Source organism: Rhodococcus sp. 1168 (genome assembly GCF_002091955.1).
Classification (GTDB): Bacteria; Actinomycetota; Actinomycetes; order Mycobacteriales; family Mycobacteriaceae; genus Rhodococcoides.
Window position 1 is genome coordinate 142,707 of record NZ_MKKY01000036.1, and the last position, 24,228, is coordinate 166,934.

The 24,228-nt window shown below is 63.6% G+C and carries 25 protein-coding genes and 2 pseudogenes; 8 read left to right on the top strand and 19 right to left on the bottom strand.

All coding sequences use genetic code 11. From position 1 onward, the window contains the following. Positions 1-9 precede the first annotated feature (9 nt). The 3 genes and pseudogenes from BJI47_RS05755 to BJI47_RS05765 all read right to left on the bottom strand — a co-directional run. Positions 10-1,323: pseudogene (locus BJI47_RS05755) on the bottom strand (glutamyl-tRNA reductase); the annotation flags it as partial. Next, complete coding sequence (locus BJI47_RS05760; RefSeq protein ID WP_088942824.1) at positions 1,320-2,138, bottom strand: redox-sensing transcriptional repressor Rex; 819 nt, start codon at positions 2,136-2,138, stop codon at positions 1,320-1,322. The gene BJI47_RS05760 and the pseudogene BJI47_RS05755, both read right to left, overlap by 4 nt. 181 nt (positions 2,139-2,319) lie before the next feature. Next, a complete protein-coding gene (locus BJI47_RS05765; RefSeq protein WP_088942825.1) occupies positions 2,320-2,592 on the bottom strand; it encodes a glutaredoxin family protein in 273 nt (90 codons plus the stop codon). A 352-nt stretch (positions 2,593-2,944) separates the two neighbouring features. On the opposite strand from BJI47_RS05765, the gene BJI47_RS05770 reads away from it, so the two are divergent. Further along, a complete protein-coding gene (locus BJI47_RS05770; protein ID WP_088942919.1) occupies positions 2,945-3,874 on the top strand; it encodes an HAD family phosphatase in 930 nt (309 codons plus the stop codon). Positions 3,875-3,893: 19 nt separating this feature from the next. On the opposite strand, the gene BJI47_RS05775 is transcribed toward BJI47_RS05770, so the two are convergent. From BJI47_RS05775 to BJI47_RS05820, 10 genes and pseudogenes are all read right to left on the bottom strand, one after another. Beyond that, the gene (locus BJI47_RS05775; protein ID WP_088942826.1) at positions 3,894-4,382 is read right to left on the bottom strand and encodes a GNAT family N-acetyltransferase; all 489 of its coding nucleotides are present in this window, start codon (positions 4,380-4,382) and stop codon (positions 3,894-3,896) included. Between the two features lie 18 nt (positions 4,383-4,400). Continuing rightward, positions 4,401-5,477: a lysophospholipid acyltransferase family protein gene (locus BJI47_RS05780; RefSeq protein ID WP_088942827.1), complete on the bottom strand. Its 1,077-nt coding sequence runs from the start codon at positions 5,475-5,477 to the stop codon at positions 4,401-4,403. Beyond that, entirely contained in the window at positions 5,474-6,583 is a 1,110-nt protein-coding gene (locus BJI47_RS05785) for an NAD-dependent epimerase/dehydratase family protein (RefSeq protein ID WP_176224687.1), read from the bottom strand. The genes BJI47_RS05780 and BJI47_RS05785 overlap by 4 nt, the downstream gene beginning before the upstream one ends. 202 nt (positions 6,584-6,785) lie before the next feature. Continuing rightward, positions 6,786-6,887 (bottom strand): AURKAIP1/COX24 domain-containing protein, encoded by a 102-nt coding sequence (locus tag BJI47_RS05790; RefSeq protein WP_003402602.1) that lies wholly within the window; start codon positions 6,885-6,887, stop codon positions 6,786-6,788. A 231-nt stretch (positions 6,888-7,118) separates the two neighbouring features. After that, positions 7,119-7,355: a helix-turn-helix domain-containing protein gene (locus BJI47_RS05795; protein ID WP_088942921.1), complete on the bottom strand. Its 237-nt coding sequence runs from the start codon at positions 7,353-7,355 to the stop codon at positions 7,119-7,121. A 127-nt stretch (positions 7,356-7,482) separates the two neighbouring features. Then, the gene (proC, locus tag BJI47_RS05800) at positions 7,483-8,298 is read right to left on the bottom strand and encodes a pyrroline-5-carboxylate reductase (RefSeq protein WP_088942828.1); all 816 of its coding nucleotides are present in this window, start codon (positions 8,296-8,298) and stop codon (positions 7,483-7,485) included. 31 nt (positions 8,299-8,329) lie between these two features. Continuing rightward, positions 8,330-9,166: a thioesterase family protein gene (locus BJI47_RS05805; protein ID WP_088942829.1), complete on the bottom strand. Its 837-nt coding sequence runs from the start codon at positions 9,164-9,166 to the stop codon at positions 8,330-8,332. A gap of 142 nt (positions 9,167-9,308) precedes the next feature. Continuing rightward, positions 9,309-10,154, bottom strand: coding sequence for a sugar phosphate isomerase/epimerase (locus BJI47_RS05810; RefSeq protein ID WP_176224688.1), 846 nt, complete (start codon positions 10,152-10,154; stop codon positions 9,309-9,311). 7 nt (positions 10,155-10,161) lie between these two features. Then, entirely contained in the window at positions 10,162-11,529 is a 1,368-nt protein-coding gene (locus BJI47_RS24025; RefSeq protein ID WP_176224689.1) for a hypothetical protein, read from the bottom strand. After that, positions 11,526-11,789 (bottom strand): annotated as a pseudogene (locus tag BJI47_RS05820) (hypothetical protein); the annotation flags it as partial. The gene BJI47_RS24025 and the pseudogene BJI47_RS05820, both read right to left, overlap by 4 nt. Positions 11,790-11,981: 192 nt before the next feature. Between BJI47_RS05820 and BJI47_RS05825 the strand changes: the two are divergent. After that, entirely contained in the window at positions 11,982-12,782 is an 801-nt protein-coding gene (locus BJI47_RS05825) for a hypothetical protein (RefSeq protein ID WP_088942923.1), read from the top strand. Between the two features lie 59 nt (positions 12,783-12,841). Here BJI47_RS05825 and BJI47_RS05830 read toward each other — a convergent pair whose 3' ends face one another. The 4 genes from BJI47_RS05830 to BJI47_RS05845 form a co-directional block, all read right to left on the bottom strand. Then, complete coding sequence (locus BJI47_RS05830) at positions 12,842-13,531, bottom strand: response regulator transcription factor (protein ID WP_088942831.1); 690 nt, start codon at positions 13,529-13,531, stop codon at positions 12,842-12,844. Beyond that, positions 13,528-14,703 (bottom strand): cell wall metabolism sensor histidine kinase WalK, encoded by a 1,176-nt coding sequence (locus BJI47_RS05835; RefSeq protein ID WP_088942832.1) that lies wholly within the window; start codon positions 14,701-14,703, stop codon positions 13,528-13,530. The genes BJI47_RS05830 and BJI47_RS05835 overlap by 4 nt, the downstream gene beginning before the upstream one ends. A gap of 150 nt (positions 14,704-14,853) precedes the next feature. Next, complete coding sequence (locus BJI47_RS05840; RefSeq protein ID WP_088942833.1) at positions 14,854-15,609, bottom strand: phosphoglyceromutase; 756 nt, start codon at positions 15,607-15,609, stop codon at positions 14,854-14,856. Between the two features lie 212 nt (positions 15,610-15,821). Beyond that, positions 15,822-16,814 carry a pirin family protein gene (locus tag BJI47_RS05845; RefSeq protein ID WP_088942834.1) on the bottom strand — a complete coding sequence of 331 codons (993 nt, stop codon included), beginning with the start codon at positions 16,812-16,814 and terminating at the stop codon, positions 15,822-15,824. Between the two features lie 74 nt (positions 16,815-16,888). Here BJI47_RS05845 and BJI47_RS05850 point away from each other — a divergent pair, with 74 nt between their 5' ends. Both BJI47_RS05850 and BJI47_RS05855 read left to right on the top strand, forming a co-directional pair. Continuing rightward, positions 16,889-17,242: a GNAT family N-acetyltransferase gene (locus tag BJI47_RS05850; protein WP_088942835.1), complete on the top strand. Its 354-nt coding sequence runs from the start codon at positions 16,889-16,891 to the stop codon at positions 17,240-17,242. Beyond that, positions 17,239-17,712, top strand: a complete 474-nt coding sequence (locus BJI47_RS05855) for a carboxymuconolactone decarboxylase family protein (RefSeq protein ID WP_254900411.1) — start codon at positions 17,239-17,241, stop codon at positions 17,710-17,712. Before BJI47_RS05850 ends, BJI47_RS05855 begins: the two co-directional genes overlap by 4 nt. A 74-nt stretch (positions 17,713-17,786) precedes the next feature. On the opposite strand, the gene BJI47_RS05860 is transcribed toward BJI47_RS05855, so the two are convergent. Continuing rightward, positions 17,787-19,322 carry an acyl-CoA synthetase gene (locus BJI47_RS05860; protein WP_088942837.1) on the bottom strand — a complete coding sequence of 512 codons (1,536 nt, stop codon included), beginning with the start codon at positions 19,320-19,322 and terminating at the stop codon, positions 17,787-17,789. Positions 19,323-19,451: 129 nt separating this feature from the next. Continuing rightward, positions 19,452-21,050: an ABC transporter substrate-binding protein gene (locus BJI47_RS05865; RefSeq protein WP_088942838.1), complete on the bottom strand. Its 1,599-nt coding sequence runs from the start codon at positions 21,048-21,050 to the stop codon at positions 19,452-19,454. A gap of 101 nt (positions 21,051-21,151) precedes the next feature. Between BJI47_RS05865 and BJI47_RS05870 the strand changes: the two genes are divergently transcribed. From BJI47_RS05870 to BJI47_RS05885, 4 genes are read left to right on the top strand one after another with little or no spacing between them, the layout of a single operon-like run. Further along, positions 21,152-21,772, top strand: a complete 621-nt coding sequence (locus BJI47_RS05870) for a TetR/AcrR family transcriptional regulator (RefSeq protein WP_254900412.1) — start codon at positions 21,152-21,154, stop codon at positions 21,770-21,772. Between the two features lie 10 nt (positions 21,773-21,782). Further along, on the top strand, positions 21,783-22,727 hold the full coding sequence (locus tag BJI47_RS05875) for a TauD/TfdA family dioxygenase (protein ID WP_088942839.1): 945 nt from the start codon (positions 21,783-21,785) through the stop codon (positions 22,725-22,727). Positions 22,728-22,777: 50 nt separating this feature from the next. Then, positions 22,778-23,470 (top strand): nitroreductase, encoded by a 693-nt coding sequence (locus BJI47_RS05880; RefSeq protein ID WP_176224690.1) that lies wholly within the window; start codon positions 22,778-22,780, stop codon positions 23,468-23,470. Next, complete coding sequence (locus BJI47_RS05885; RefSeq protein WP_088942840.1) at positions 23,467-24,216, top strand: enoyl-CoA hydratase-related protein; 750 nt, start codon at positions 23,467-23,469, stop codon at positions 24,214-24,216. Before BJI47_RS05880 ends, BJI47_RS05885 begins: the two co-directional genes overlap by 4 nt. Positions 24,217-24,228 lie beyond the last annotated feature (12 nt).

Below are 24,228 nucleotides of genomic sequence, written 5' to 3' on the forward strand. Positions count from 1 at the left end.
CATTCCATTGATCTCGATCGGGCTGGCGACAGCGTCGACCGTTCCCGGGCTCAGTTCGAACAACTCCCGCAGCGCTGCTGCATAGGAGTCGCCGCCAGGGGTGGTGGCTAGTTGCTTGACGCGGACAGTGGGCGAATGCAGGAGCTTGTCCACGACGCGTCGCACTGTCCGGGCGACCTCGTCGCGCTGCGGCGAGTCCAGGCTGGGCAGTCGCGAATCGAGTCGCATGAGTTCTGCTTCGACGACTTCGGCGGCACGTTGGCGCAGGGCCGTCACTGTCGGCGTCACCTCGGCGAGCCGTTGACCGGCGAGGTATCCGGAGAGTTCGGCGGAGACGATTTCGCGCGCCGCCGCGGCGTCGGAAGAGGCTGCGCCTGCGGCCGGGTCCCGTTGCAGGGACTCCATGTCGAACACGCTGACGCCCGGTAGCCCTGCGACCGTGGGATCGACGTCACGGGGCAGTCCGAGGTCGCAGATGGCGAGAAGTCGCCCTGGATCTCGCTGCGCAAGCGCGAGGTGTGCGTCGGCGAGGGAGACGACAGCACCGACCGCGCCCGTACAGGTGACGAGCACGTCGCCGTCGGCCAGCGCAGCGGGGAGTTCCTCGAAATCCATCGCCGACGCGGGAACACCGGCGGACAGTGCCGTTTCGGCGAGGTGCTCGGCGCGTTCGCGGGTGCGGTTGACCACGATCAGACGACCGATTCTGGCACGTCCGAGGTGCGCTACGGACAGTCCGCCCATGGCGCCGGCACCCACCACTACGGCGGTCTTTCCTTCGAGGCTTCCACCGAACATGGTCGCTGCGCGCTCGATCGCTACCGAGACGACGGATGCACCAGCGGAGTCGATTCCGGTCTCCGAGTGAACGCGCTTGCCTACACGCAACGCCTGCTGCGCCAGTTCGTGGAGCACTCGTCCGGACGCCTGCTGGTTGTCTGAGGCCGCGTATGCAGCACGAATCTGTCCCAGAATCTGTTGTTCGCCGATGACCATCGAATCGAGGCCACTGGCGACGGCGAAGAGATGCTCGACGGCTGCTTCGCTGTATCGGACGTAGGCGTGCTGGGTCAGTTCTTGCACTTCCAGCCCGGAGTGCTCGGCCAGTATTTCGCCCACTGCGGTCAGAGCGCCGTGGAAAGCGTCGACCACGGCGTAGACCTCGATGCGGTTGCACGTCGAGACCACCATGACTTCGGAGATGCTTCCGGTAGCCATGAGCTTGTCGGTAAGTTTCGGCCGATCCGTGTCGGTGACAGCGACACGTTCGAGAACTGCGACGGGAGCACTACGGTGCGAAATCCCGACGAGAAGGACACTCACGGTGCGATCACCGATCCGTTTCTTGTCGAACTGCTAGGGCTGATGGCTCCTGGTAGTGAAGCGGGCGTCACCCTCGGTCCTCGGCTGCGGCCGAGGCGCGGATTTCCGGACAGGCCCGGTGATCCATGAGCGGCCTCGTTCCGCGAACTGTTGAAAGACAGAACCTGCATCTCCACCGCCAGATCGACTCGACGAACCTCGACGCGATCCGGCACGTCGAGTATCACCGGTGAGAAGCTGAGGATGCACTCCACGCCGCCTGCGACGAACGCCGAGGCGACACTCTGAGCGGCAGCGTCGGGGGTGGCAATCACACCAATCGTCGCTTCGAGTTCGCGGCACGACTGTTCCAACAGGTCCACGTGTCGGACTTCGAGTCCATCGATGTCACTGCCGACCCTCTTCTCGTCCCTATCGAAAAGTCCTACCATCGAGAATCCGCGACGGCCGAAGCCGCCGTATCGCGCGAGTGCCTCACCGAGGTTCCCGACACCGACGAGGACGACCTTGTGTCCGCGATCGAGACCGAGTGCGCTCTCGATCTTGGCCCGTAGGCGCATGACGTCGTAACCGACTCCACGCACACCGTTCGGGCCGAGGAACGAGAGATCCTTGCGCAATTTTGCCGACCCGACACCCGCGGCGTTGGCCAGTTCTTCGCTCGATACGATGAGCACTCCGTCATCGGCAAGAATTCCGAGGACCCGCAAGTAGGCCGCCAAACGCGTCACCGTAGCCTGTGGAATAACGCGTTCGACCCCAGCAGACCGTTCAACGGTCCCCGGTACAGCCGGGCGCTCTTCGGTCACGTTCATGGCTCCTCGTCCGAACGGCAGCGATGCCGGTCCTCACGCTGATCCTGATACATCCAGATCACGACTCTTTCGAGCATTGATATTGTTCGCACCACGGTAACCGCTTGTGAACGAATGAACAAAGTCGCTGGATCCGTGCTAGAGGGGCCCTCACCTGCAAAGCGAGATCGATCGCACCTTCTCAGGATGCCTTGGTGACCGTCAGATCCGCTCGCAATCGCGGCTCGTCGACCTCCCAGTAGCTGTGCTCACGCCCATCGAGCAGCACCACGGGAACACGGTCGCCGTACTCCGCTCGCAGGTCAGGGTCGGTAGCCGCCACCTGGTCCACATCGACCGCCGAGGGAACGATTCCGAAATCGGCACACACTGCAGTCAACTTCTCGAACGCGGCGACACAGGTGTGACAACCGGCGCGGGTGAGAAGAACCACGGAAGATTCATGGGAGCTCATAGCCCTACTGTCTCACCGCCGGGCACGGAGACCTCACCGCCGGGCACGGAGACGAAGCTCACAGGCAGGCTGGGCGCCACGACTGTGGGTCGATGCCGTATGTCCGCGCTCGCCACCGAGACACGGACTAGGGTTGTGGCAGTGCTCGAGCAGGGAGGTGCGCAAGAAGATGACCGACGGGAACCCGAAAACGCCTGATATCAGCGGCGAAGATTCCGACGATTCACAAATCCAGGTGTCGGATTCACACGATTCGACAGCGCACGAGCCCGAGGCAGTAGAAAAGCCCGAGGTAGTTCAAGAGGACGCGATAGTGCCGGACTTGCCGATATCGGAGGTGCCGGACGCCGTCATGGTCGACACCCGGCAGCCCGCGGCCGACAAACGCCGCAAACGTCGATTCCGCAGTCCACTCGGCCCTACCGACGCGCAGGTCCGTGCCAACGTCGCCGGAGAAGCGAGTGCCGATGCTGCCCTCGCGCTGCAACTCGACACCGACGGCTCGGTGCCACTCGACCTCACCGCCGCGGCGTTCTTCGACGTCGACAACACCATGGTGCAGGGCGCGTCGATCATTCACTTCGCCCGGGGCCTTGCCTCCAGAAAGTACTTCACCAGCGGCGATCTCGCCCAGTTCGCTTGGCAGCAAGTTAAATTCAGAGTCAGCGGCAAGGAAAACAGCGACGACGTCGCCAGTGGCCGAGAAAAAGCGTTGTCCTTCATCACTGGAAGGTCGACCGCCGAACTGACCCGCCTGGGCGAGGAAATCTACGACGAGATGATCGCCGACAAGATCTGGCCGGGCACCGCAGCACTGGCACAGATGCACCTCGATGCGGGTCAGCAGGTCTGGCTGGTCACCGCGACTCCACTGGAGCTGGCCCAGATCATCGCCAAACGACTCGGACTTACCGGTGCACTCGGGACCGTCGCGGAAAGCAAGGACGGAATCTTCACCGGCCTGTTGGTCGGAGATATTTTGCACGGACTCGGAAAGGCTCACGCCGTTCGCACACTCGCTGTGCGCGAGGGTTTGAACCTCAAACGGTGCACCGCGTACTCCGACAGCCACAACGACGTCCCCATGCTGTCACTGGTCGGCACGGCCGTCGCGGTCAATCCTGACGCAGACCTGAGGGAAGTGGCCAAGAACCGAGGCTGGGAGATCCGTGATTTTCGGACGGGACGCAAAGCCGCGAGGATCGGGGTCCCGACGGCCCTTGCCATTGGTGCCGTCGGCGGTGGGCTCGCTGCCGTGCTCGGTCGTCGTCGAGCTGCCTGAGCAGCCCGACTTCAATTCGTCACAGACTCAGTTGCATCAGCGTCAAGTCGAGCCATCGGTCGAATTTGACCCCCACTTCGGGGAGCTGTCCGACGGTGACGAAGCCGAATTTGTCGTGCAACGCAACCGAGGTGGTGTTGCCACTTTCGATTCCCGCGATCATTGCGTGAATCCCTGCGGTCCGGGCGCGAGCTATCAACTCCGCGAGTAAGGCGCTGGCAATGCCCCGACGGTGAAAGGCTTTGTCCACGTAGACCGAGTGCTCGACCGTCAGCCGATACCCGCTTTTCGGACGCCACTGCCCGTACGACGCGTACCCCGCGATGGAACCGTCGACGACCGCGGTCAGGACGGGAAATCCAGCCCGAAGTCGGCCGTCGAACCAGGTGATTCTTTCGTCGAGTCCCACTTCGGTCTCGTCCCAGATCGCCGTCGTGGTGGCGATGGCGTCGTTGTGAATGGCGAGTATAGACGGCAGGTCTTCGGTGATGGTGTCACGAATCAGCACCGCGAGAACTTTACAGAGCTATCCGAGGAAGACGTTGCGACGCTTGGCGAGAAGTCGATAGAGCGTGTGCTGGATCGTTTCGCGAACGTGGTCGGTCAACTCGAAGAGCACCATCGGATCGTCCGAAGCTTGGGCTTCGTAGGAGTCGGTGTAGATCGGCTTGCCGAACTCGATGTACCACTTCGACGGCAGCGGAATGAGACCGAGTGGGCCGAAGTGCGGAAAGAGTGGCGTGACCGGAAAGTACGGCATCCCCATCAGCCGAGCGAGGGTGGTGAGGTCGCCGATTTTCGGGTAGATCTCCTCCGACCCCACGATCGAGCACGGGATGATCGGGGCCCCCGTACGCAGGGCGGCCGATACGAAACCGCCGCGGCCGAACCGTTGCAACTTGTAGCGCTCGCTGAACGGCTTACCGATTCCCTTGAAGCCCTCGGGGAAGACCGCCGCTACCTCCCCCATGCGCAGCAGTCGCTCGGCGTCGGGGTTGCAGGCGAGTGTGTGTCCGGCTTTGCGTGCGATCGATCCGACCCCGGGCATCTCGAATGCCATGTCGGCTGCCAGCATGCGCAGCGGACGGTGCGCCGGATGGTGATCACGAACCGCGACGGAAGTCATCAACGCATCGATCGGGATGACGCCGGCGTGATTGGCGACAACGAGTGCACCGCCGTCGTTCGGAATGTTCTCGATGCCCTTGACCTCGACACGGAACCACTTGTCGAACAATGGCCGCAGCAGCGGAAGCCATACGGCATCGGCGAAGTGAGGGTCGTACCCGAATTCATCGATCTGATAGTCCCCGGCGAGCCGACGTCGCAGGAACTCGGCGGTTCCTGCAATCTGGTCGACCAATTTTTCTCTGATCGCGTCGATGGGCACGGACACCGGAGCTGTCGTCACCGGCGGTGTGGCTGTCACCGGCGGTGTGGCGAGGCTTGGAGTGATCAGTGGTGTGGGCGGCCGGACCTCGGTGTACGAGGACGGGTGGCGGCTGCGACTTCGTTCTACCCGCCTTTGGTCTGTGTTTCTCGCGGACGCCGTTCTACCGGACCCACCGCCGTGCAGCGGAATTACCTTCGCCACATCGCTCACCTCCTTCGTCCCGGACTCGCGACGGTCAGTACCTTCGTCGACACTGCTGCACCTGCATCGACGATCGACAACAAGTGTTTCTCTGCGGCATCGACCCACTCGGTTTTGAGGACCGGGCGCAGTGCTGCACCGCGAACGAAGTCGTCGAATGCCTGCACGGTTGTCCACCGCGGTTCGAAACCGAGGTCGGATCTCATACGGGCCGTATCGAGCCCGCAGCCGAAATGGAAATAGTCGAGTTGTTCGGTGGTGAACTCGCGCATCATGCCACCCATCAGTGCTCGACCTACGCTCTTGAACAACGCGAACGGCACGGGCGCTTCGATGCGACCCGCCCGCCGGATGGCCTGCGAGAACATGATCGTTCCGTCGGCTCCGACGTTGAACGTGCCTGCCGGTCCGCCGATAGTGGCCCGCTCGAGTGCGGCCAGGGCGTCTTCTTCGTGCAGCAATTGCATGCGTGCATCGCGGCCGAGAATGCTCGGGATGATCGGTGACGTCATGTACCTCGAGATTGTCCCGTTGAGCCGTGGCCCGATCAGCGGCGCCATCCTCAAAATCGACACAGCGACGTCCGGACGGCGACGGCCGAGCCCGCGGACGTAGCCCTCGATGTCGATGGTGTCCCGAGCGTAGGCGCCCTGCGGCGGACGTCGGGCACTCATCTCCTCGGTGAAATTGACCGGGTCCTTGGCACTGCACCCATAGACGGACGACGAAGACCGCAAGACGACCTTGCGCACAGTCGGTGAGTTCTGGCAGACGGCGAAGAGTTGCATCGCCCCGATGACGTTGAGATCCTTCATGGTCGCTCGACCGCCGGAACTGGGCGGTTTGGCAATGGTGGCGGCATGGACGACGGTGTCCACTCCCGCGCTGCGGAGGACCTTGCCGATGAGCGGATTGCGGATGTCGGCGCGCACGAACTCGGCGCGGCCCATCTTCCGCAGCAGGTCTTTGCTCGGTGAGAGCGTATCGACAGCGATGACCCGTTCGATCGATGGATTCTGCGCGAGCCGAGTGACGAGGTATCCCCCGAGAAAACGGCTCACACCGGTCACGAGGACCACTTTCGGCGCCGCGACGCCTCGATCGTTCGAGTTCACACACACCCCCAGGATTCGTGCCGCAACAAGCAGCCTACTGGAATCCGGCGAAGATGTGAGAGTACGAGAAATGGCACCCTGTGCAGGAAGAATGCAGATTCGGACAAGAGTGCCTTTCAGGACTCCCGACGTCGAAAACTGGGTGCCTCACCGAACGAAAAAGACCCGACACCATAAGGTGACGGGCCTCTTTCGAGGAACTCTATTTACCGAGTTTCCTGCGCTGAACTCGGGTGCGACGAAGCAACTTGCGGTGCTTCTTCTTCGACATGCGCTTGCGACGCTTCTTGATCACTGAACCCATGGCGGGTGTTCCTCACGTTCTGTCTACGTTTTCGCGCACGCGAAGTTGCGTACGCCTACCTGGCATCCTCGAACCCCTCACGGAGTTGTCGATCCCCAAGCTGGCGCTCGGGCGCTGCAGAAGCCAGAGCCCGATGCAACAACAGCGACTGGCACGACGAGTGTAGATCTTACCGGTGCAGACATTCATCTGCGAAACCGGCCCGACTTCACCCGAGAGCGCGAGCGCTACTCAGCCCGCATCGAAGTACGAGGTCTCGAGGTAATCGTGCACAGCTTTCGTATGCACACGAAACGATCGACCCACCCGTACAGCGGGCAACTCTCCGCCGTGTACCAAGCGGTACACAGTCATTTTGGACACCCTCATCAGTGACGCCACTTCGGCGACTGTGAGGAACTGCGTTCCAGCAAAAGCTGGTTGGCCATCCAGGGACGAACCCTTGGAGGGCTTGCTCATAGGCGTCATTACTCCACTTACCTCCGGCACGTCTCGCGCGGCAGGCTTCCCCTCCTGCCGAACAGACACGCACGTGCTACCGATGAGCTTAGCGGGACCAATGGGGTTACTGCGACGGGTGTGGGCAATCAAATCTCTATTCGGCTGTGATGCCCATCTCAGTGGATCTGCGCTTCGCGGCCCCCAAAGCGTCGAAAAACGCTGCTCGGAGGCCATTTGTTTCCAATTCACGCACTGCTGCGGCCGTCGTGCCGCCGGGAGAAGTTACCGCGTAACGAAGCTCCGTTGCGGACTCTTCGGACCGATCGAGCATCGCCGCGGACCCCAACATCGTCTGAACGACGAGAGAAGTGGACACATCCCGGGCCAATCCGAGGCCGACACCCGCGTCGATCATCGCCTCGGCGATGAGAAAAAAGTACGCCGGACCGGACCCGGAAACAGCGGTGACGGCGTCGAGCTGAGACTCCTTCACCGTCACCACCTTGCCGACCGAGGACAGAATGGTTCGTACGAGTGCGAGGTGCTCGGTCTTCGCGTGTCGACCCGGGGCCAACGCGCTCATGCCTTCGCCCACGAGCATCGGCGTATTCGGCATCACCCGGACGACCGGGAAGCCTGCTGGAAGCTTGGACTCGAACTTGGAAGTCGGCACCCCGGCGGCGAGCGAGACGATCAGTTGTTCGCGTTCTCCGTCCAGGTCGATCTTGGCGACCTCGGTGAGTACGGCATCCACATCGCCAGGCTTGACCGCCAGCACGATGACATCGGCGTTCTCCGATGCCTCCGCGATCGACGCCGTCAGGATCCCGAACGCCGAGGCCAACTCGCGGGCTCGGGCCTCGAACTTCTCCGCTACCACCAGGTCGCGGACGGGGTGCCCGGACTCCAGCAATCCCGCGATCAGCGCCTCGCCTATGCGGCCACCGCCGATTACAGCAATTCTCGTCATAGCTGCAACTCTAGAGGCGACCCCACCGTGCCTAGCGCGGGACCATCGCCAGCTGCCTACTCTGCACGACCACGGCTCCGGTCGAGTCCAACACCAGATGATCTTCTTCGAACCACGTAGCGCCGATCACGGTGCTGCTCGCAGCTACCCGCAACCAGCCGTGAGCGGGGTTACGACGAAGGTAGGACGTCAACTGCACGGTCGGAGCCCAGCCGAACAGTCCGCGGTTCATCGTCACGGGTGCGCAGATGTCACCGGTCATGTGTGCGAACAGGACTGCGGTGTCGACATCGGCTTCGTCGCCCGGACGAGGCCGGACCCACATACGAATCTCCGATTCGCCCTGTCTACCGGTCAGAAAGTGCGCCGATGTCGGGTCGATTCTCATATCGCACCCCTGCGCCAGGTGCACTACCGACGCCATCGGATGTTCCCCGCCGACCGCATCGGCATCCGCCGGGGGTTCGATCGGCATCGACGCGAGCGCCGAGGGAACTTCGTGACGGGGCGAGTCGGTGTCCGGGCGCCCCAGAGTGACGACGGCCCGCACAGCCACCCGGCCGGCCTGAGACATTTCGACGTCGACGCTCGACACTTGCTTGCCACGCTTGCGCACGATCGTCGTCAGATCCACCTGGCCGGGGTCGGGCGCATTCAAGTAACTGACGCTGACAGCGAGAGGTTGCGCTTGCGCGTCGCCGAGCTGAGCCTTCGCTGCCGCCGCACAGGTGGCAAGCATCGTGCCACCGTGCACCTTGGGGCCGATGGTCCAGATGGAGTCGATCACTGCTGCGAAGGAACCCTCGACGTCGGTGCGGGCGAGGGTCGTCAATGCTGTAGCCGAACGAAAGGGGCTGGGTTCGGTCATCGGTCGGGCCTTTCGTGGGGGTGAAGTCTGGGTCAGTGAAAATTTTGTGCGCGTAGATTCCGACGGGATCCTCGCCAGGTCGGACTCGGCGATTCCCCCACCGTGTGAGTCCGAAATCGATCGCGCTGTCGCGAGAGCCGAACTACCCGAGATACCGCCGAGCGAATGCCAAGGCCTGTTCGAGCATCGAGGCCCGCTCGGGCAGCGTGCGCGCGTTCTGCGTATTGATCTCGATGACGGCCTGCCCGCGAAATCCTCGACGCACCAACTCCGTACACACCTCGGCACACGGTTGTTCGCCGTGCCCGGGGATGAGATGCTCGTCGACCGACGCGCCCCTACCGTCGGCCAGATGAAGATGCGCCAGGCCCGCACCCATGCGATCCATCATCTCGATCGCATCGGTCCCGGCAGTTGCCGTGTGTGACAGATCCAGCGTGTAGTGCGCGTGCCCGGAATCGGTCGGGTCGTAGGACGGCGCGAACGCCGAAAGCGCAGCACCCGGGCCGCCACGCTTGCGAAGCCTCGCGGCAGATCCCTCCTTGCGCCCGAACAACCGATCCGCACGCATCGGGAACATGTTCTCGACGGCGACCACGACGTCCGAACCCATCTCGAGGTCCGCCACCTGATCGGCAAATCCGTCCGCGTACTTCCGCTGCCACCGAAACGGCGGATGCACCACCACTGTCGATGCACCCAACTTCTCGGCAGCCTGCACCGAACGTTCCAGTTTTGCGACCGGGTCGGCGCCCCACACTCGCTGAGAAATCAACAGGCAAGGGGCATGGATGGCCTGCACCGGAATCGAATACTTACGAGAAAGCGAAGCAACGGCGTCGACTTCCTGACTCACCGATTCGGCCCATACCATCAGCTCGACGCCGTCGTAGCCCAGCTCTGCCGCGTAGCGAAACGCCGCCTCGGTGTTCTGCGGATACACCGAAGCTGTCGATAATCCGACCGCTACCAAGCCTTTCGACGCCACCGTCGACTCAGCCCGTACTCAATTGAAACGCCAGCGGTCCCAGCGTCACGAACACCCCGACCGCAATGGCTATCACCATGCTGAGCAAATCATCCGTTCGACGCAGAATTCGCACCACGGCTACCAACCCGACGATGACGAGAACTGCCAAAGCCAGGGCAACCCACGGCAGCATGTCCCAGAGCTTCTCGAAGCCCTTGAACAACAGTGCGCCCACCACGATTGCGACGGTGCCCTGTCCTACGAGTGCAAGCCATTGCTTGGCAGCGTTCTTCTTGTCGGATCGTTCCTTCGAGGCGTCCGCGCCCTCCGTCGCGAGATCGTCCTCGGCGACTACCTGATCTTTCTCATCCTTCGTGTCGACCGGCTCGACCTTCTTGTCGACCGGCTCGACCTTCTTGTCGACCGGCTCGACCTTCTTGTCGACCGGCTCGAGGACGACGGCATCGGTCACCTCGGTCACAGCGTCGTCGGGCTTCGATGCCGCGCGGCGGTCGAACGCTCTCCCGAACTTCGGCTTCGCATCCAGTGTCGGTGCTGCAGCGGGCGACGATGATGTCTTCTTTTCGGCTTCCGGCGCCTTCTTTTCGGCTGCCTTCTTTTCGGCTGCCTTCTTTTCAGCTGCCTTCTTTTCAGCTGCCACGACCGGGTTCGTTGGCGTCCTGGGCCGGACCGGGTCGGAGGGTTGCGGTCGCGACTGGGCCGGCATCGCGGCGGTGCTGGGCTGATCGGCCGCACGCGGCCGGTCCTGCGACGGCTTGTCGACCACGTCGGTCTTCGGAACAGCATCTGCTTCGGTGCGTGAGAACCGGCTGCGTTGAACGAAGCCGGACGTGCGGGAACTGCGCGCGACCGGTTTCGCTTCCTGGCTCGGCTTCCCCACCGTGTCTTCACGCGACACTGGGTCCGGACGCGACACTGGGTCCGGACGTGACACTTGGTCCGGACGTGACACTGGTTCCTTACGCGAACGGACCGGCACCGGTCGCTGCGGAGCAGCCGACCCGTAGGGCCGACGTTCGTTCTCGTCGTGTGCCTGATTCAGCAGATCGGCTGCAGCTGTCGTCGATCCCGACAACAGTTCCGGCTCCTGCTGCCAACGAGTCGACTGCTGAAACTGCGGCTTGGACGACGGCTGTGGTGACGGCGCAGGCGCGGCGGCTCGCGGCTGTTCGAGAACCGGCGCTTCGGCAGAGGCCGGCTCGTCGCGCACGACTGGGATTTCCCCGGTCAGCTCGGCGACGGAGATACCGCCCTTGACGCCTCGACGGCGGCGCCCGCCCGAATTGAGGTTCGACTTCTGACCGTTTCGCGCAAGTAACTCGGCAACGGAGATCTGCCCGGTGTCCTCCGGGTTTGCATTGTTGCTCGTCATTTCGAACTCACTACCGGATCGCCGGTCGTTTCGGTGTCCAGCTTCCGCACAATCAAACCTTCCCTCAGCGCCCTCGGACGGATTTCGATCGGGTCGATCGACAGTGCTCGCATGCTCGCCTCCGCTACCAACGCTCCTGACACCGACTGTGGTGATCGATCGACACCGGCGCCTCCCCATCCTGCACGGTCAGCGCCCGGCATTCGGACCAACGATCGACTCGTCCTCGACGTTCCCACCGTACGGTCCGGCTCGCCCGCAGCCGGTAAATCCGTCGGCAGTTCCGATTCGAGCCCACCCCGTGGAACGGCGAAGCGTTCGTTCGCGGGAAGTTCAGGGTCGGGGCGGCCACCGACAACCGCACCCATCACCGATGGATGTGTGGTGTTGCATTCGACGTCGAGCACCCCTAATCGCACATGACCACGGTACTGGGTCTACCGTCCTCTCTTGTGACACCAGGTAGTGGGCAGCAGACTTTTGCTGCAGAAGTTGATCTCGATTTTCCCCGCGAATGGGTGGAATTTCCCGATCCCGACAACGCCGAGCACGTCATTGCGGCCGATCTGACATGGCTTCTGTCCAATTGGACGTGTGTCTTCGGCACTCCGGCCTGCCAGGGCACGGTTGCCGGTCGCCCAGACGACGGTTGTTGCTCACATGGCGCCTTCCTGTCCGATGACGACGACAAGCGCAAGCTCGACGAGTCCGTGAAGCTACTCACGCCGGAAGACTGGCAACTGATGGACAAGGGGCTCGGGAAGAAGGGTTACGTCGAACTCGACGACCTCGACGACGAGCAATCGCTGCGCACACGTCGGTACAAGGGTGCGTGCATTTTCCAGAACCGTCCTGGGTTCGCCGGCGGCATCGGTTGTGCGCTGCACTCGATGGCCCTACGCAAAGGCATCGAGCCGCTCAAGGTCAAACCCGACGTGTGTTGGCAATTACCCATCCGACGCACGCAGGATTGGATCACCCGGCCCGACGGCACAGAGATTCTCAAGACGACCATCGGCGAATACGATCGTCGCGGTTGGGGCGAGGGCGGCCACGACCTTTCCTGGTACTGCTCCGGCTCGCCCGACGCGCACGTCGGAGAGAAGCAGGTTTTCGAGTCGTACAAGCCCGAACTGACCGAGATGCTCGGAAAGCCTGCGTACGAAGAGTTGGCGTCGTTGTGCAAGCGTCGTCGTGGATTGGGCCTCATCGCGGTCCACCCGGCAACCCGCGAGGCGCAGCGGACGAAGTAGCCCAGGCGAGTGGAAATACTTCGCGAACAAGCACTTCCACTCGCCTACGAGGCGGTCATCTACCCCTCGAGTTTGTAGCCCAACCCGCGCACGGTGACGAGACGTTCAGGTTTGGCCGGATCCGCCTCGATCTTCGATCGCAGCCGTTTGACGTGCACATCAAGGGTTTTGGTGTCGCCGACGTAGTCCGCACCCCACACCCGATCGATCAACTGACCGCGGGTGAGTACCCGCCCGGAGTTGCGCAGTAAATATTCGAGCAGGTCGAATTCCTTGAGCGGCAACGTGATCTGCTCGGTGTTCACCAGCACCACGTGCCGTTCGACGTCCATGCGAACAGGTCCGGCTTCGAGCACACCGGTGTCGGCGATGCCGTCGAGTTCGGCATCGTTGCCTCGACGCAATACCGCACGGATACGTGCGATCAACTCTCTGGCGGAATAAGGCTTGGTGACGTAGTCGTCCGCGCCGAGTTCGAGTCCGACCACCTTGTCGATCTCACTGTCACGCGCCGTCACCATGATGACGGGAACACCTGAGCGCGAACGCAATTGCTTGCATACGTCCGTTCCGCTCATGCCCGGAAGCATCAGATCGAGGAGCACGATATCCGCGCCTGCCCGATCGAATTCTGCGAGGGCCGAAGGGCCGTCTACGGCGACGGTGACCTCGAAACCCTCCTTCCGAAGGATGAAGGCCAAAGGCTCGGCCAACGATTCCTCGTCCTCGACGATAAGCACGTTGGTCACTGTGTCTCTCTTTCTGTCGACGCAGGGTCGTCTTCTTCGAAGTACGCCGGGATCTGCAGGGTGAAGGTGGATCCGGTGCCGAGCTTGCTCCACAACGAAAGACTGCCGTTGTGGTTGGCTGCGACGTGTTTGGCGATCGCCAGACCGAGGCCGGTGCCGCCGGTGGCTCTCGAACGCGCTTTGTCGACGCGGAAGAATCGCTCGAAGACCCGCTCCTGGTCTTCCTTGGCGATGCCGATTCCCCGATCCGTAACCGCGAACGCAACATTCGAGCCACGAAGTCCTCGACTCACCGAAACCGGTGAACCATCGGGCGAGTACGCGATCGCGTTCTGAATCAGGTTGGCGAGGGCCGTCACGAGTAGCGCCTGGTCCCCCAGTACTTCGAGGCCGCTCGGGTGGTCCGTGGTGACGCTGATTCCGGCATTCTCCGATGCGAGCTTGGACCGATCGAGCGCTTCGTTGACGACGGTATCGACATCCACGACGTCGAGGTCGGGGAGCCTTTCGGCCCCCTGCAGGCGCGAGAGTGCGATCAGCTCGCTCACCATGCTGCCCAGTCTCTTGGATTCGGCGACGACCTTACCGCCGAAATGGCGGACCGAGTCGGGGTCGTCTGCGGATTCGAGTAGTGCTTCGGCCAGCAGGCTCATCGCGCCGACGGGTGTCTTCAATTCGTGGCTGACGTTGGCGACGAAGTCCCGACGCGTCGCTTCCATCCGGGCCTGCTCGGAGTCGTCGTCGGCGAACAGGACAACGAAACGTTGGTCCTCTTTGCTCAGCAGCCGAGCCACGCACCGCACCGCCATCCGGTCGCGGCCCGTCGTCGTCCTGGCTTCCCTCGAACTGATGTCGACTTCGACGGGATTCCCGTCGCCGAGAACTTTTTGTGCTGCTTCCCACGCACGACCCTCGATGAGTCGATTGCGCACCAGACCGAGTTCCTCCGCCCTCGGATTCGACAGGACGACGTCGTGAAACCTGTCGACGACGGCGATGCCGCTCTCCGAAGCGAGAATGATCAGGTCCAGCACCTGCGGCATCGTCAATCCCGATGCCGCGCGTGTCCGCGCCGCGTGCCGAGTCGAGAGGTACGGGATCAGAACACCGCCGACGAGGTACCCAACGAAGGCCGCTGCGATAGCCAGCAGCACAGCTGATGCAACACTCACACCGGAATCGTACGTTCGATGAGGAGCTCGTATACGCAGGGCGCAGGCAATCCCCTGGTGGCAACCGTCCTCGCCGACAGTGTTCTTCGACCGTTCACCTGAAGTTCGGGGTATCGGACACCGAATGGAGCCGCCGAACCATCGAAGCCCCTATTTTCCGCCCTGATTGGCGACGGCTGCCGCTCCCGCTGCCGCCGCTTCGGGGTCCAGGTATGTTCCTCCCCTGTTGCTCGGAACCAGCTTGCCCTCGCCGGCTTCGAAGTCGTAGCGCAGCGGAATGCCGGTAGGAATGTTCAGTGCCGCGATATCGGCGTCGGAAATCTCGTCGAGATACTTCACCAGCGCCCGCAGTGAGTTGCCGTGCGCGGCGACCAGAACGTTCTTGCCTGCCTTCAGCTCGGCGACGATCGTGTCCTCGAAGTACGGGATGAGCCGGTCGACGACGTCCTTCAGGCATTCGGTCAGCGGCACGGTCGGCAGGTCGGCGTAGCGCGGGTCCGCGTCCTGGCTGTACTTGCTGCCGGCTTCGATCGCGGGCGGCGGCGTGTCGTAGCTACGACGCCACAGCATGAACTGCTCGTCGCCGTACTTGTCCTTGGTCTCCGCCTTGTTCAATCCCTGCAGCGCACCGTAGTGGCGCTCGTTGAGACGCCAGTCACGAACGACGGGGATCCAATGCCGGTCCGCTGCGTCGAGCGCGAGGTTGGCCGTGCTGATCGCTCGGCGCAGAAGGGAGGTGTACAGCACGTCGGGCAGGAGGTTCGCGTCGACAAGGAGCTCGCCGGCACGCTTGCCTTCGGCCTCTCCCTTGTCCGTCAAGCGGACATCGACCCACCCGGTGAACTGGTTGGAGAAGTTCCATTCACTCTCGCCGTGGCGGAGCAGAATCAAGGTTCCGATACTCATGGGGTCAGTTTCTCATGAACCACGCAACAGTTGGCGCGCGTGGACCGGACACCGTTTTTACCGACCTACGCGCCACATTCCTGTCCGAGCACGTATGCGGGGTTTGCAAAAAGGGTGTTCGGTCTGCCGAGTTGCGCGTCACCGAGCGTTTGCCCACTGCTGCTGGTTCAGTAGCACTGCGTTGCACTCACGTCGGGTTCACTCGTACCTGCTCAGCCTCTGCCGACGCCATCACATTTGCGCGGTTGCAACCGGGTGTTCGGCAATTCCGGTGCAGGCAGCGTGCTTTCCCATTCCGCGGGGAACGCCCCGTAGTGCGTGGCCGATGAATTGTCCCGACGCGCCTGCTCCCACTCCGTGCGGAACCGGACTATCTCCTCATGACTGCGACCGATGAGGTTCCACCACATGATGATTCGCTCGTTCAGCGGTTCGCCTCCCAGGAGCAGAACTCGTGCGTCGACATCTGTGGATGCGTGCACGGTGATCGTCTCGACCCCGGGCTCGTGATAGATCAATTGCCCTGTGGTGGCTGCCACGCCGGACACGGTGACTTCACCCGTGTCGACGAGGACGCCATGTTCGAATGTGACATCGACATCGAGGCGCGCAGTGCTCCCCGCCGGCACGATGATCTCGGCTCCCACCAAGGGGCTGAACATTTCGACGGGCGACGTCTGTCCGAACATCGATCCTAGAAAGACCGCTGCACGCACCCCGTCGTTCTCGACTATCGGCGGAACGTAATGGTGAAAGGCAGGTTCGGTGAACCGGTGATCGGCAGGCAATGCGATCCACAACTGCACACCGTGCAGGATGGAAGTGTCCGGTGTCGAGAATTCCGAGTGCGCTATTGCTGTGCCCGCAGTCATCACGTTCAATTCGCCGGGGCGGACCATCGCGTGGGTTCCAGTGGTGTCACGATGCTCGATTTCACCGCGAAAAAGCCACGACACGGTTTGCAGCCCGGTATGCGGATGACCCGGGACCTGCATGCCAACTCCGGTAGAGACGTCATCGGGTCCGTATTGGTCCACGAAACACCATGCCCCGATCAATGATCGAGCACGCTGCGGCAGAGTGCGCCGGACGGTCATTGCGCGAGGACCACCCAAAGGGACTTCCCGCGACTCGAGAACTTGTACGACTCGATCAGGACGCGATTCACACGACAATTCCTGCGGCGATGCTTCCAGGTTGCTCACAACCGACCCTCATCTCGTGACATCCGGGATGCCGATTCGGACGACAGCCCGGCGTTCTGGGGCATAGTGGGATCATGACCAACGGAGACCAGAACAACGACGGCCACGGGTCGACAGTAGTCGATGCTCCCGATCACAACCGTTACGAAATCCATGTGGACGGACAGCGTGCTGGGTTCGCGGCCTACATCGATGCCGACAACCAGCGGATCTTTCATCACACTGTGGTCGACGATCAGTATTCCGGACGAGGCCTGGCCGGAGAATTGGTAACCGCTGCGTTGAGTCGCACCCGCGATGCCGGTAAGCGCATAGTCCCGGTCTGCTCGTACGTTGCCAAATTCGTCGAAAAACACCACGAATTCGACGACGTCGTCGACCCGGTGACGCCCGCCGCACTCGAGATCGCCGGGGCCGAGAACAAGTGACCGCAGGGTCCAGAGTGTTCATCGACAAGCAAAGCCCAACGGTATACAAGGCAATGGCCGCTGCTGCCGCCGAACTCCGCTCGCAGGCCGCGGACATGGGGCTCGATCGCATAATTTCGGAATTGGTCAACCTCCGAGTTTCGCAAATCAACGGTTGCGCCTTCTGCCTCGACGTCCACAGCGCCGCAGCGTTCAAGGCTGGTGAAACCCCGCAACGCGTCGCGGTCCTACCCAGCTGGCGCGAAACCACCCTGTACACCGTGAAAGAACGTGCGGCCCTGCACATCGCCGAAGCCGTCACTCTGGTGAGCGACGAACACTTGAGCGACGAAGACTACGAGCTGGTTCGGCAATCTCTCTCCGACGACGAGATTTCGTTGCTGATCCTCACCGCGATCACCATCAACTCTTTCAACCGTATTTCGATCTTCAGTGGGCATCCCGTTGTGCCGCGGCCACATTCGACCTGATCGACACAAAGCTACAGGTGTCGATAGCGGGACGAAAATTTTACACCCCGCACCGACACGGCCCCTCTCTGAGCTCACACGGGAAGGTAGTCCGCCCGCAAGACGTCCTTGCGGAGTTTGCCGGACTCCATCCGGGGCAACACGTCCCGGAAGTCGAGGACTCGTGGCACCTTGAACCGCGAGAGCCCCTCACGCGCGAACTCCAGGAGTTGCGCCGCCAGCTCAGGACCAGGAACGCTGCCCTCCGCCGGCTGCACGACGGCGTGCACGTACTCGCCCATGTCCGCGTCGGGCAGGCCGAACACCGCGACGTCGGCGACCGCCGGGTGCATGATCATGTGGCCCTCGATCTCGGCGGGGTAGATGTTGACGCCGCCGGAGATGATCATGAACGCCTTGCGGTCGGTCAGGTACAGGTAGCCGTCGGCGTCGACGCGGCCCATGTCGCCGATCGTCCACCACGTGGGCCGGTCCGGGTGCATCGCGCCGGCGGTCTTCACGTCGTCATTGTGATAGTTGAAAGGTACGTCGTCCCGCGCGAAGTAGACGGTCCCGACCTCCCCCGTGCCCACCTCCGCACCGTCGTCGTCGCAGATATGGATCACGCCCGTCACCGACCGGCCGACGGTGCCCGGCCGCTCCCCCCAGTCCCGCGCCGCAATGAACGTGACGCCGATTCCCTCGGTACCGGTGTAGTACTCGTCGACGATCGGGCCCAGCCAGTCCAACATCTGCCGCTTGACGTCGACCGGGCACGGCGCGGCCGAGTGCAGCAGACCCTGCAGCGAGGACAGGTCGTGGCGAGTGCGGATCTCCGGGTCGAGCTTGAGCAGCCGCACCATCATCGTGGGGACGACCTGGGTGTGGGTGACGCGGTGCCGCTCGATCTGCGCGAGGAACTCCTCGGGATCCCACTTCGGCATCACCACGACGGTGCCGCCGATCTCCTGCACCGCGATCGACCAGTTGAACGCCGCCGCGTGATACAGCGGCGCGGGCACGAGGTACACCGACTCCTCGTCGATCGTGGTGATCTTGCGGGCCAGGCCGGAACTCCGGGGTGCGGCCGCATCGTCGACCCGCAGGCCGGTCAGCGCGCGCTTGACGCCCTTGGGCCGGCCCGTCGTGCCGGAGGAATAGAGCATCAGCTGACCGCGGGGTTCGTCGTCGAGAGGCTCCGCCGACTGCCGGCCCAGCAGGTCCTCGTAGGTTTCGACGCCGTCGATCACGCCGTCGAACATCATGCGGTGCACGTCGGGGTCGAGCAGCGGCAGCAGCCCAACGGCGGTCTCCCGCAGGCCGTGCGAGCAGATCAGCACCTTCGCACCGGAGTCCGCCATGATGTACGCGGCCTCTTCTGGCGTGCTGTGCCGGTTGATCGCAGTGATGTAAAGACCGGAACGCACGGCAGCCCAATAGCTCTCGAAGAACCGGACGTGGTTCTCGGACAAGATCGCGATGCCGTCGCCCACTTGCAGACCCCGCCCCCGCAGTTCCCGTGCCAGCCGGATGGATCGCTCGTCGAGCTCGGCGTAGGTGACGCCGGGGCCATCGCTCATCCGGACGGCGACGCGGTCGGGATGGGTGCGGGCGTGCAGTGCGGGGTACATCGAGGTCCTCCAGTGTTGGTCGATTGGCTGCACCGGCACAGAGCCGGGATATTTGTCTCTACAAAACTGACGATCGTCCGGGTTCGGTCAGTTGCCGTCGCATCGCGTCGCTCTCCCCGGACGACGTGATCAGCTTTCGGTCCATGCCTTGTCGAACAGCAAGATGCCGTCCGAGCTCATTTGCACACCGCGCACGTTGTCTGCAAAGGGCATGAACAACCGATACGGACCGGTCACCGCCATCGGCGCGGTCTCGTTGACCAATGTCTGGATCTCCGCCAGGGTCTGGCGCTGGTCGTCATCGTCGCGAGCCGTCTGAAGACGGCTCAGTAGCTCGTCCATGGCGGGGTTGGCGTAGCCGAGCACGTTGGACGCGGACGAGCTGTGAAGGTTGCCGTACATCCGAATGAACGGCGCGTCGTCGAGCACGTTGAAGCCGGCGTAGGAGACGTCGTAATCGTGCTGCGCGTACAGCATCTTGACCAGGTCGCTGATCGAGGTGGCGTACGTGATCTGCACCTCGAAGCCCACATCCTGGAGCATCGCTTGAATCGCGAGGGCGCTGCGCTGGGTCTCGGGGTCGTTGGTGCCCACGTAGGTGATCTTGCCGTCGTAGCCATCGGCCTTGGCCTCGGCGAGCAGGCTGCGGGCCGTGTCCGGGTCGTAGCCGGTGCCCGAGACGTCGGAGTGCCACCGCGACTGCGGCGCGAACATGTCGCTGTTCGCTACTCCGCTGTCGCTCTGCACGCGCTGGTTGAACAGTTCGGGGTCGTACGCGGCGACCAGCGCCCGGCGGACCCGCTCGTCCGCGCCCGGGCGGCCCTCACGGTTGTTGATGATCACCGTGCCGCTCATGTTGGCCGTGTACACCGCGCCGGGCAAACCTGCTTCCTCCGCCTTGTGCACGTTCTCGGGGTTACGCAGGTAGGCGATCTGCACGTTGTCGGACTGCACCGACTCCAGACGAGTGGTCTCGTTGACGATCGCAGGGAAGCGCACGGAGTCCAGGTACGGCTTGCCGCCCCAGTAGTCCGCCCGCGCCGTCAGCACCAGCTCCTCCTGCGAGGCGAACCGCTCCAGTGTGAACGGGCCCGCCCCGATGGGAGCGAACTCGCCACCGGCCATCGACGACGGCGCGACGACCATGCCCGGCCCGCTGGTCAGCAGTGCCGGGAACTCCCGCCACGGACGCTTGAGCGTGAACGTGACCGTCGAGTCGTCGGTCGCCTGCGTCTTCTCGACCGAGGCCGCCCACACCTGCGTGTGAGTGCCCTTTTTCTCCAGGTAGCGCCCGATACTCCAGGTCACCGCCGCCGCGTCGACAGGCGTGCCGTCGCTGAAGGTGGCGCCGTCGCGGAGCTTCACGGTCCAGACGGTGTTGTCCTCGTTCGCCGCGATCGACTCCGCGAGCTGGGGTACGTACTCGGAGGAGCCCTGGTCATAACGCAGCAACAGGTCGTAGAGCGCGGCCATCTCGGTGCCGCCAGTGGAGCCGCCATCCTGACGGGCGGCGGGGTCCAGGCTGCTCACCGAGGAGTAGCCAGCGTAAGCGATGGTCCCGCCTGGACTCGGATCACCGTCGGACTGCACCCCGACGAGCCCGTTGGCCACGCTTTCCGAACTCGCCGACGAGACGGATTCGCCGCTCGAACAACCCACGAGGAGTAGTCCCACCGCAGCGAACGCGGTCAACACGCGGCCGGTTCCCGATAGTGCACGCAAGGCCATATCGCACTCTTTCTTTCAGTCGGAGGCATGCCAGACTTCGCTGCCAGTACAAGCTCAGGTGACGTTTGACAGCTTAAGGTTACGACCTTAACCTACATCTTGTGACCCAAATCACGGCACGAATCGCGATGATCGACGCCGCCGAGCAGATCATCGCCGAACGCGGACTGCCCGCGCTCACGCTCAAAGATGTTCAACTCGCGGCGGACCAGTCCAACAAGTCGGCGGCCAAGTACCACTTCGGGTCCCGTGAGGGACTCATCGAGGCCCTCGTCGCGGCGCGCATGGGACCCATCAATGCCCGCAGGACAGAACTACTCGAGGAGATCGAGAGGTCCAGCGATCCGACGCCCGTCCGACAAGCCATGGAAGCCCTCGTACATCCCCTCGCCGCCGAGACACTCGGCCGACCCGGCAGCCGCTATGCGCGCTTTCTCGTGCAGGCGGTGATCGACCCCGTGCTCGCCGAGGTAACCCAGAAACACCTTCAGGCGGAAAGCTACCGTCGCATCCACCAGCTATTGGTCGCGCTCTGCCCCGCGCCAGGAAAGATCGCGACCTGGCGCACCAACAACGCCGTCATGTTCAGCATGACCGCCCTCGCCACGCGGGAAGGCACAGAACGGACCGACGCCGAGACCACGGCGATCGTCTCGAACCTCGTCGACACGCTCGCCGCCATGATCGAAGCCCCGGTCTCGACCCCCACCCCGTATCTCTAGGAGCCAAGCCATGACATACGCACTTCCCGGCACTGCGGCCCCCACTCCGACCGACCCGCTGGGATACTTCGGGCCGATCATCGCCCCCCGTCTAGCGGCGGCCGCGGACGACCGACCCTACGAGCTGTTCACACTGAATCCGCAGACCCCCACCATCGGCGCCGAGATCTCCGGCATCCAGCTCGGCGGGAACCTCGCCGAGGAGGTCCTTGCGGAATTGCGCCGCGCGCTGCTCGAGTGGAAGGTGCTGTTCTTCCGCGACCAGGACATCACGCGGACGGAGCACCGCGCGTTCGCCGCACGGTGGGGAGAGCTCGAACAGCACCCGTTCTACAAGTACACCCAGCCCGGACAGAGCGACATCGACGTCGCGACGCTGGCCAAGGACGCGACCGCCGTCGGTGCCGAGAACATCTGGCACAACGACGTCACCTGGCATCGGACGCCCTCGTTCGCGGCGGTCCTGCGCGCGGTCGAGATCCCCCCGGTCGGCGGGGACACGCTGTGGGCCGACATGGGCGCGGCGTACGACCTGCTGCCCGAAGACATCAAGGCACGGATCGACCACCTCGACGCCGAGCACGACTGGCTCCGCTCGTTCGGCTCCGGAATGCCGCAGGACGCGATCGACTTGCTGCGACCCCAATTCCCGCCCGTCACGCATCCGGTGGTGCGGGTCATCCCCGAGACCGGCCGACGCGTGCTGTTCGTCAACGTCGCCTTCACCCAGCGCATCCTCGGTGTCTCGGCGGACGAGTCGAACGAGCTGCTGCGCATGCTCTACCGGCACGCCATGCGCCCAGAGCTGCAGGTTCGGCTGCGCTGGCAACCGAACACGATCGCCTTCTGGGACAACCGCACCAGCCAGCACTACGCCTCGAGCGACTACTTCCCGGCGCGACGCGTCATGGAGCGAATATCGATCGTCGGCGACACGCCCATCGGCGTCGACTAGCCCCACCACGCTACCCCCTTGTCCAGCAATCGAATTAGGAGAGTTCCATCGTGATAGAGGCGCAGGCTCCCAGCCGCCACTCCGAGCTGAAAGCACTGCTCGACACGCGCAGCAGTTGCCGCGCGTTCCGCCCAGACTCTTTGCCCCGCAGCACGATCGAGCAGATCCTCGAGATGGCGCAGCGCACCCCGTCCTGGTGCAACACCCAGCCCTGGCAGGTGTCGATCACCGAGGGTGAGGGCACCGAACGGTTCAGGAAAGGCCTCGGCGAGTACGTGCGGTCCTCTCCGCAGGCGCCGGACTTCCCCTTCCCCACCGCGTATCAGGGTGACTACGGCGTCCGCCGTAAGGACTGCGCGATGCAGCTGTACGCCAGCGTGGGCATCGCGCCCGGCGACCGCCAGGCCTCGTCGGCGCAGACGATGAAGAATTTCGAGCTGTTCGGTGCGCCCCATGTCGCCGTCATCACCTCGGACGAGGCCCTCGGGACCTATGGAGCCGTCGACTGCGGCCTGTACGTCAACACCTTCCTGCTCGCCGCGCACAGCCTCGGCGTGGCGACGATCCCGCAGGCCGCGCTCGCCGGTAGCGCGCCCTACATGCGCGAGTTCTTCGGCCTGCCCGAGGACCGGAAGGTGGTCTGTTCCATCTCGTTCGGCTACGCCGACGAAGAGCACCCCGCCAACTCCTTCCGCACCCCGCGGGCAGACATCGCCACAGCCGCAACCTGGGTGCGCGCATGAGCGTCGTCGAGGAGCTCCATGGCCGGGTTCTGGTCATCCGCCTCGAGCGGGAGGCCAAACGCAACGCCATCGACCGGGCAACCGCGGAGGGCATCGACGCGGCGCTGAACCGGCTCGAGGACGACCCGGATTTGTGGGCCGGCGTCATCACCGGGACCGCTCAGGTGTTCAGCGCGGGCACCGACCTCAGCGCGGGCGTGAGCCTGCGGACCGAGCGGGGCGGGGAGTACGGGGTCATCCGGCGCGAGCGCCGCACGCCGCTGATCGCCGCGGTCGAAGGACTCGCGCTCGGCGGCGGATTCGAGATCGCACTCGCCTGCGACGCGATCATCGCCTCCCGCACAGCGCGTTTCGGGCTTCCCGAGACCCGACGCGGACTCGTCGCTACCTCGGGAGCACTCTTCCGCGCCGCACGGGCACTGCCGCCGAACATCGCGCGGGAGCTACTCATCTCCGGCCGCCACCTGGAACCAGAACGCGCATACCAGCTGGGCCTGGTCAACGAGGTGACCGAGCCGGGCTGCGCGCTCGAGCGGGCGCTCGCGCTCGCCGAGGACATCTGCCTGTCCTCCCCCATAGCGGTGGGGGAAACCCTGCGCGCGCTGCGTGCAATCACGGCCGCCGAGGACAAGCTCGGCTGGCAGGCCACCGAACAGGCCATCGAGGTTTTTCGCGCCTCCGAAGACATGAGCGAGGGCATCAGCGCATTCTTCGAAAAGCGCCCGCCCCAGTGGCGCGGCCGCTGACCGTCCAACAGC

What these genes read in the sequence shown, in the direction of transcription:
- BJI47_RS05885 (WP_088942840.1), top strand. Translation starts at nt 23,467, where the DNA reads ATGAGCGTCGTCGAGGAGCTCCATGGCCGGGTTCTGGTCATCCGCCTC.
- BJI47_RS05805 (WP_088942829.1), bottom strand. Translation starts at nt 9,166, where the DNA reads ATGACCGAACCCAGCCCCTTTCGTTCGGCTACAGCATTGACGACCCTC.
- BJI47_RS05790 (WP_003402602.1), bottom strand. Translation starts at nt 6,887, where the DNA reads ATGGGTTCAGTGATCAAGAAGCGTCGCAAGCGCATGTCGAAGAAGAAG.
- BJI47_RS05760 (WP_088942824.1), bottom strand. Translation starts at nt 2,138, where the DNA reads ATGAACGTGACCGAAGAGCGCCCGGCTGTACCGGGGACCGTTGAACGG.
- BJI47_RS05875 (WP_088942839.1), top strand. Translation starts at nt 21,783, where the DNA reads ATGACATACGCACTTCCCGGCACTGCGGCCCCCACTCCGACCGACCCG.
- BJI47_RS05795 (WP_088942921.1), bottom strand. Translation starts at nt 7,355, where the DNA reads ATGACGCCTATGAGCAAGCCCTCCAAGGGTTCGTCCCTGGATGGCCAA.
- BJI47_RS05850 (WP_088942835.1), top strand. Translation starts at nt 16,889, where the DNA reads ATGACCAACGGAGACCAGAACAACGACGGCCACGGGTCGACAGTAGTC.
- BJI47_RS05840 (WP_088942833.1), bottom strand. Translation starts at nt 15,609, where the DNA reads ATGAGTATCGGAACCTTGATTCTGCTCCGCCACGGCGAGAGTGAATGG.
- BJI47_RS05770 (WP_088942919.1), top strand. Translation starts at nt 2,945, where the DNA reads ATGGTCGACACCCGGCAGCCCGCGGCCGACAAACGCCGCAAACGTCGA.
- proC (WP_088942828.1), bottom strand. Translation starts at nt 8,298, where the DNA reads ATGACGAGAATTGCTGTAATCGGCGGTGGCCGCATAGGCGAGGCGCTG.
- BJI47_RS05860 (WP_088942837.1), bottom strand. Translation starts at nt 19,322, where the DNA reads ATGTACCCCGCACTGCACGCCCGCACCCATCCCGACCGCGTCGCCGTC.
- BJI47_RS05765 (WP_088942825.1), bottom strand. Translation starts at nt 2,592, where the DNA reads ATGAGCTCCCATGAATCTTCCGTGGTTCTTCTCACCCGCGCCGGTTGT.
- BJI47_RS05865 (WP_088942838.1), bottom strand. Translation starts at nt 21,050, where the DNA reads ATGGCCTTGCGTGCACTATCGGGAACCGGCCGCGTGTTGACCGCGTTC.
- BJI47_RS24025 (WP_176224689.1), bottom strand. Translation starts at nt 11,529, where the DNA reads ATGACGAGCAACAATGCAAACCCGGAGGACACCGGGCAGATCTCCGTT.